8 protein-coding genes are annotated in these 6,091 nt (G+C 73.0%); 3 read left to right on the forward strand and 5 right to left on the reverse strand.

Features of this window, described 5'->3' with window-relative positions; translation table 11 throughout:
- Window positions 1-30: 30 nt before the first annotated feature.
- Window positions 31-1,005 carry a fibronectin type III domain-containing protein gene (locus tag ABZ923_RS33065; RefSeq protein WP_361479245.1) on the reverse strand — a complete coding sequence of 325 codons (975 nt, stop codon included), beginning with the start codon at window positions 1,003-1,005 and terminating at the stop codon, window positions 31-33.
- A gap of 427 nt (window positions 1,006-1,432) precedes the next feature.
- Between ABZ923_RS33065 and ABZ923_RS33070 the strand changes: the two genes are divergently transcribed.
- Window positions 1,433-2,131: a glycoside hydrolase family 75 protein gene (locus ABZ923_RS33070; protein WP_361479248.1), complete on the forward strand. Its 699-nt coding sequence runs from the start codon at window positions 1,433-1,435 to the stop codon at window positions 2,129-2,131.
- Window positions 2,132-2,152: 21 nt separating this feature from the next.
- Here ABZ923_RS33070 and ABZ923_RS33075 read toward each other — a convergent pair whose 3' ends face one another.
- From ABZ923_RS33075 to ABZ923_RS33090, 4 genes are all read right to left on the reverse strand, one after another.
- Window positions 2,153-2,563 (reverse strand): PTS fructose transporter subunit IIA, encoded by a 411-nt coding sequence (locus tag ABZ923_RS33075; RefSeq protein WP_361479251.1) that lies wholly within the window; start codon window positions 2,561-2,563, stop codon window positions 2,153-2,155.
- A complete protein-coding gene (gene dhaL / locus ABZ923_RS33080; RefSeq protein WP_361479254.1) occupies window positions 2,556-3,164 on the reverse strand; it encodes a dihydroxyacetone kinase subunit DhaL in 609 nt (202 codons plus the stop codon). The genes ABZ923_RS33075 and dhaL overlap by 8 nt, the downstream gene beginning before the upstream one ends.
- Window positions 3,165-3,230: 66 nt before the next feature.
- A complete protein-coding gene (gene dhaK / locus ABZ923_RS33085) occupies window positions 3,231-4,223 on the reverse strand; it encodes a dihydroxyacetone kinase subunit DhaK (RefSeq protein WP_361479257.1) in 993 nt (330 codons plus the stop codon).
- Between the two features lie 126 nt (window positions 4,224-4,349).
- On the reverse strand, window positions 4,350-4,781 hold the full coding sequence (locus ABZ923_RS33090) for a carboxypeptidase regulatory-like domain-containing protein (protein ID WP_361479260.1): 432 nt from the start codon (window positions 4,779-4,781) through the stop codon (window positions 4,350-4,352).
- Between the two features lie 304 nt (window positions 4,782-5,085).
- Between ABZ923_RS33090 and ABZ923_RS33095 the strand changes: the two genes are divergently transcribed.
- Together ABZ923_RS33095 and ABZ923_RS33100 are read left to right on the forward strand one after the other, a co-directional pair.
- Window positions 5,086-5,538: a phospholipase gene (locus ABZ923_RS33095; RefSeq protein ID WP_361479263.1), complete on the forward strand. Its 453-nt coding sequence runs from the start codon at window positions 5,086-5,088 to the stop codon at window positions 5,536-5,538.
- A gap of 143 nt (window positions 5,539-5,681) precedes the next feature.
- The gene (locus ABZ923_RS33100) at window positions 5,682-6,020 is read left to right on the forward strand and encodes a DUF3040 domain-containing protein (RefSeq protein WP_361479266.1); all 339 of its coding nucleotides are present in this window, start codon (window positions 5,682-5,684) and stop codon (window positions 6,018-6,020) included.
- Window positions 6,021-6,091 lie beyond the last annotated feature (71 nt).

The following is a 6,091-nucleotide window of genomic DNA, read 5'->3' on the forward strand; positions in this document are numbered from 1 at the left end:
ACCGGGGGACCCGCCGGGCCGGTGTTCCGGTCAGCCGCCCGTGGTCACCTTCCGCTCCGCCGACCAGCCGCCCCAGGTGCCGTCCGGCAGCCGCGCCCGCAGCCGTACCCGGTGTTCCTCCCCGGCGGCGGTGCCGGCGTAGAAGCTGTGCCGGGCCCGGCCGCGCGGCGGTGTGCCGCCCCAGACCAGCGAGGTGGCCGCGGTGCCGTCCAGCTGGATCAGGTACTCGGTGATCACACCGTCCGTGCGCGGCGGGTCCCAGGACAGGTCGATGTAGTAGGCACCGCCCGAGCGGTGGGTGGCGGCGGTGAAAGCGGTGGGCGCGGTACCGCGGCCGTCGTCGCTGCCCGGCGTGGTGAGGCGGACCGGGGGCCCGGCGGGGGAGAGGTTGTCGGCGGCGTCCCGGGCCCGGACCGTGAAGACGTACCGGCCGCCGGGGCGCAGTCCGGTGACGACGGTGGCGGTCTGGTTCCCGCCCACGCTGTGGATCTTCACCCCGCCCTGGTAGACGTCGTACGACAGCACGCCCCGGTCGTCCCGGGACGCGCCCCAGGCCAACTGGACCGCGCGGCTGCCCACGGCCCGTCCCCCGGTCGTCGGGGGCCGGGTCGGTGCCGAGCGGTCCGCCGCCGTCGTGGCCGGCGTCCGGGCGCGTACCGCCCGGCTGGGCGGGCCCAGCCGGCCCGCGGTGTCCCGGGCCCGCACGGTGAAGGCGTACATGGTCGACGGCCTGAGCCTGGTGACGTCCACCATGTGCTGCCAACCCGGTACTTCGGTCACCTTCGTGGTGTCGCGATAGACCTCGTACGTGCGGACCCCGGAGGCCTGCGGCGCCGCGTTCCACATCACGTGCACGCTCGTGGCGCTGCCCGCCGCCGCGGTGACCCCGGCCGGAGCGCCGGGCACCCGGCCCTCGCCGCCGTCGTCGGCCCGGCTCCAGCCGCACGAGGCCACCAGCAGCAGCGACCCGCACAGCAGGACGAGCGGAACGGGAACGCCTCGCACGGTTCTGCCCCCCGACGGCCTCGGCATCACGTAAAGGTCCGGACCAATATGGCCCGGCGGGTGTGGCCGCAGCAAGGGGGCCGCAGTGGTGACCGTCCCCGGGCGTTACGTATGCTGAGCCTCCTTACGGCTGAACTACCCGAGAGGGCAGGGAAGTTCATGTCAGTGGCGCGGACACGCTGTCGTCGCCGATCCCGCGCCGGCGCGGGTGGCCGGGGGGTCCGGGCAGAACACGGGCCGGACCCCCGGCCCCTGTTGTCCCCGCTTCCGGCCTCACTCGACCCCATCTCGCCGCTCTGTCCCCTTACGGGGTGTCAGGGGCGTGCTCCATCCGGCCCCTTCGCGGCGGACCCCGTGGCCGGGCGCCCGGACCGGCCGCACAGTGGGCTGGTTGTTCCCCACGTCTCCGACGAGAGGGTCCCTCATCGTGCGTTTCCCGTCGCTGACACTGGCCGCGGCCGGTGCAGCACTCCTCGCCCCGGCGGCACTGCCCGCCGCGGCCACCGCCCTCACCGCCACCGCCGTCCCGCCCCGCGGCGAGGGCGCGGTCACCGCCGCCGACCTGCTGGCCCGGGCAGGCACCTGCACCGAGCTGTCCAAGAGCCGCTACCGCACCGACGCCGGCGATCCGGCGACCGTCCCCGTGTGCGGCACCCGCGACGCCGTCTTCTGGAAGGCCGACCTGGACGTCGACTGCGACGGCCGGCCCACCATCCACTGCAACAGCAGCACCGACCCGACGTTCGCCGCCATGACGGCCTTCCAGCAGTCCGACGGCCGCTACCTGAGCGCCGAGACCCTGCCCTACGTCGTCGTCCCGGCGCCCAGCTCCCGGTGGGACTACCGCGCCTACGGCGTGCAGGGCGGCTCGGTGGCCGCCGTCGTCCACGGCGACCGGGTGCAGTACGCGGTCGTCGGCGACACCGGCCCGAGCGACATCATCGGCGAGGCCTCCTACGCCACCGCGGCCGGCCTCGGCATCGACCCCGACCCGCAGGTCGGCGGGGTGCCCTCGGGCGTGACCTACATCGTCTTCCGCGACTCCCGGATCAGCCCCATCGAGAACCACGCGGCGGCGGTCACCGAGGGGGAGCGGCTGGCCAGGCTCTTCGTCAGGAACAACTGACCGGCCCCGCCCGGGAAACCCTCACACCTTCCGGTAGCCGTACGCCTCCACCGCCGCGGCCTCCACCGCGTCCAGGTCGGCACCCGTCGCGGCGGTGACCACGGCGGCCACCGCGCCCTCGAGGAACGGAGCGTCCACCAGGCGTGCGCCGTCCGGCAGTTCGTCGCCCTCGGCGAGCAGCGCCTTCACCGTGAGCACCGCGCTGCCCAGGTCGGTGAGGAGCGCCACCCCGGCCCCCCGGTCCACCGAGGCCGCCGCGGCGGAGATCAGTTCGGCGCTGGTGCCGAGCCCGCCGCCCTCGGTGCCGCCGGCCGGCGCGACGGGCACGGCGCTCGCCCCGCCCGCCAGGCCCTTCGCCAGCTCGGCGACCGCGGCGGCCACCTCCGCGCTGTGCGACACCAGCACGATCCCGACCGGTTTCTCCTCACTCACCGTCCGCCCCCGCCGTGTCGGCCAGCGCGGCGATCAGCAGCGCCGACGAGGTCGCCCCCGGGTCCTGGTGGCCGATGCTGCGCTCGCCCAGGTAGCTCGCCCGGCCCTTGCGGGCCTGCAACGGCGTGGTGGCCAGCGCACCCTCCTCGGCGGCCGCCCGCGCGGCGGCGAACCCGGAGCCGAGCGCGTCCACGGCCGGCACCAGCGCGTCGATCATGGTCTTGTCGCCGGGTGCCGCCCCGCCGAGCTTCATCACCCCGTCCACGCCCTCGCGCAGCGCCGCGGCCAGCTGCTCCACGCCGACCTCGGCGGCATCCCCGAGCGCCTTGCCGGTCCGGCGCAGCAGGGTGCCGTACAGCGGTCCGGAGGCACCCCCGACCGTCGAGATCAACTGCCGTCCGGCCAGGGTCAGGACGGCCCCCGGGGTGTCGGGCGCCTCCTTCTCCAGGGCGGCCGCCACGGCCGTGAACCCGCGCTGCAGATTGCTGCCGTGGTCGGCGTCCCCGATGGCCGAGTCGAGGGCGGTGAGCCGTTCCGCCTCGCGGTCGACGGACGCGGCGGCCGCCGTCATCCAACGGCGGAAGAAATCGGCGTCGAGCACTGGAACTCCTTGCGTCAGAGGGCTGTTGACCGTGCGGCCGGACCGAGGGCCGCCTGCTCCGCCGTATCACATCCCCCAGCGCAGCGCCGGGGTGTTCACCGGCGCGTCCCACAGCCGCAGCAGTTCCTCGTCCACCTGGCACAGCGTCACCGAGGCGCCCGCCATGTCCAGGGACGTGACGTAGTTGCCGACGAGGGTACGGGCCACGGGGACACCGCGTTCCCGGAGCACCCGCTGCACCTCGGCGTTGAAGCCGTACAGCTCCAACAGCGGGGTCGCGCCCATGCCGTTGACCAGGACCAGGACGGGGCTGCGCGGCGGCATGTCCTCCAGGATCGCGTTCACCGCGAAGTCGGCGATCTCCCCGGAGGTCATCATCGGCCGCCGCTCCCGGCCCGGCTCGCCGTGGATGCCGATGCCCAACTCCAGTTCGCCGTCCGGCAGATCGAAGGTCGGGCTGCCCTTCGCCGGGGTCGTACAGGCGCTCAGGGCCACGCCGAAACTGCGGGAGTTCTCGTTGACCTGGCGGCCGACGGCCGCCACGCGCTCCAGCGGCTGCCCCTCGGCCGCGGCGGCACCCGCGATCTTCTCCACGAACAGCGTCGCGCCGGTACCGCGCCGGCCGGCCGTGTACAGGCTGTCGGTGACCGCGACGTCGTCGTTGACGAGCACCTTGGCGACCTGGATGCCCTCGTCCTCGGCCAGCTCGGCCGCCATGTCGAAGTTCAGCACGTCCCCGGTGTAGTTCTTCACGATGAACAGGACGCCCGACCCGCTGTGCACGGCGGCCGCGGCGCGCGCCATCTGGTCCGGCACCGGCGAGGTGAAGACCTCTCCGGGGCAGGCGGCGGAGAGCATGCCCGGTCCGACGAACCCGCCGTGCAGCGGCTCGTGCCCGGAGCCGCCGCCCGAGATCAGCGCGACCTGGCCGGACACGGGGGCGTCGCGGCGGACGATCACCCGGTTCTCCACGTCCACGTTCAGGTCGGGATGCGCGGCCGCCAGGCCGCGCAGCGCGTCCGCCACCACGGTCTCCGGCACGTTGATCAGCATCCTCATGGGTGTCTCCTCGTATCCGGGGCTTCCCGTCTACTTGGAAGTATCGACCTTGCGGCAGGGAAGGACACCTGTAGCCGCACGGCCTCACGAGGTGTAGCGGTACGTCGACGGAGGGTGTGCCGCCGCTCAGGCGGGGCCGTGCTCGAAGTACCGGACGAGCACCTGCCGGACGTCGTCGAGGAACGGGGTGTTCTCCTTGATCTGGGACAGCCGGGCCCGGGCGGCGGACGCGTAGCTCTCCTCCGGGGCGTCGCCGTCGGCATCCTCATGGGACGCCGTGGCGAGCAGGAAGGCCGCGAGGACGTCCACGCCCGTCGCCGTATCGGCGAAATCACCGACGGGGAGCAGGTAGCGGTCGAGGGCCGTGTGGTCGTCGGCCGGCACGTTGGCGACCAGCGAGGGCTGCCATCTCCGCGCGTTGACCAGCGTGTGGTGGGTGTCGAACCGCACGGTGACCAGTTCACCGGCCGGAACGTCCACGCTGTAGTGACCGTCGTCGTTGGTGTATGTGTGATCGATGAGCGTCAGATCAGGTCGATAGACGCTCACCTTGATCATGGGAATGGGCTCTCTTTCCATGATCGTGCGCACGTGCCCGTACATGTGAGCCCCTCTCCGCGTCGTGGATGGAGTGGCTGATTCCCTTTCACATCGTCACGCCGGACGCAGGGGCGCGCCAGCCGGGCGCAGCAGGTGCGCGCTCCTGCGGCTCGGGCGCTCACCTCCTGCGGTGCATCCGAATCCAGCCAAGGTTCGACGGCTCGCATCAACTCCCGTTTCGCACGCGTACCGTTGAGCCGTCAATCTTCTTGTCATGTACCTGTGGCTCGCGGGGTGGGCCACAGTCTCATGGAGGTGTGGGATGCACCGAAGACTGTCCGTCGGCCTGTCCGCCACCGCTCTCGCCGTGATCACCACGGTCGGCGGAGCCACCGCCGCCGACGCGGCACCCGCCGACAAGCCACAGGTCCTGGCGAGTTGGACCCAGACCAGCGCGTCCAGCCACAACCTGTGGGCCGCCGCCCGGGCCGACCAGGCCGCCTGGTCCGCGTACGCCTTCGACTGGTCGACCGACTACTGCTCCTCCTCGCCGGACAACCCCTTCGGCTTCCCCTTCGCCACGTCCTGCGCCCGCCATGACTTCGGCTACCGCAACTACAAGGCGGCGGGCACCTTCAGCGCCAACAAGGCGCGACTGGACAGCGCCCTCCACGAAGACCTCAAGCGCGTCTGCGTCAACTACTCCGGCGCCACGAAGACCGCGTGCGACAGCACGGCATGGACCTACTACCAGGCGGTCAGGGCACTCGGCTGAGCGGCAGGGGGCGGCGGAACCCACGACCGGCGCCCCCGACGCACACCGCTCCCCTCGGCGGGGGTTCCGCTTCGGCCGGGCCGCGCGGGGAACCCGGTGCTGCGGGACGGAGTCCGCCGGTCGGCGGAGGAGGTGCCGTTGCCGTGGACGACTGGGAGATGTGGGACATGCACGACGACGTACGGCTGTCACCGCGTGAGCGGCTCGCGCTGTTGCAGATCGAGGCGAACCTCCGGCAGGACCGGCGGTTCGCACGCCACATGGGCGCTGCCCGGGAGCGGACGTGGCTTCCGGCGTCGGTACTCCTGCTGACGGCCGCTTCGGCGTTCGTCGCCGTCATGGGGATCCGCACCTCGGAGCCCGCGCTGCTGTGGTGCTTCGCGCTGCTGTGGCCGCTGACCCTCCTCCAGGCGTTCCGGTTGCTGTGCCGGGCGGCCCGCCCCCGGCCCCGTGCCGGCACCCGGCCCACCCCATGGCTGTGAACCGCCCCCGGCCGCACTGAACGGCAGACTCCGAACGGCTGCACACCACGGGGGCCGGGCGCGTGCCCGGC

The organism is Streptomyces sp. NPDC046881 (assembly GCF_040645015.1).
Lineage (GTDB): Bacteria > Actinomycetota > Actinomycetes > Streptomycetales > Streptomycetaceae > Streptomyces.